Annotated in this window: 1 pseudogene; it reads left to right on the top strand. The window is 40.6% G+C overall.

From position 1 onward, the window contains the following. Nucleotides 1-364, top strand: a pseudogene (locus tag ACS8FD_RS22730) (tRNA 2-thiocytidine(32) synthetase TtcA); the annotation flags it as partial. Nucleotides 365-593 lie beyond the last annotated feature (229 nt).

Raw genomic sequence — 593 nt, 5'->3', positions numbered from 1 at the left:
CAACTTGCAGCGTGCCATCATCAACGATATGCTGCGCGATTGGGATGATGCGCACCCGCAGCGTCTGGCCTCGATATTTAAAGCCATGCAAAATGTTGCGCCATCGCAATTAGCTGATCGTGAATTATTTGATTTTGAACAGCTAAGCTTAGAGCGTGATAACCATGAGCGTCTATTTGAAGGGGATAATATCCAAGCAGGGCAGACCGACAGTCTTGCTGAGATTGGTCTGCCTGTCGCGCCAAAGACTCAGACTTTTAATGCAAAGTTTGATAATAATTATAAACAGTCAGCAGCTTTGGATAACAGAAAAGAAAGTAGCCGTGCCACACAGAAAATCCCTACGATTAATCCACTTCTTTAGCTGCTTATTTAACTAAGTAAAATTGGTTAGTACATAAAAAAACCAGCTTTTAATAAGCTGGTTTTTTATGGTTTTAAACGAGTTATTTTGAAAACTATGTCCAAAAAGGTTTAACTTTTGGCAAACACTTGCAGTGGATCAAAACTGACTTCTGGACGAGGCAATTTTGCAACGTCTTGCATACGCCAGTCGTCTTTACCATCATTGCTCACTTGCAAATAGTATTTGG

This window comes from Psychrobacter sp. 1U2 (genome assembly GCF_051847575.1).
This window is presented reverse-complemented; position numbering and strand designations above follow the sequence as displayed.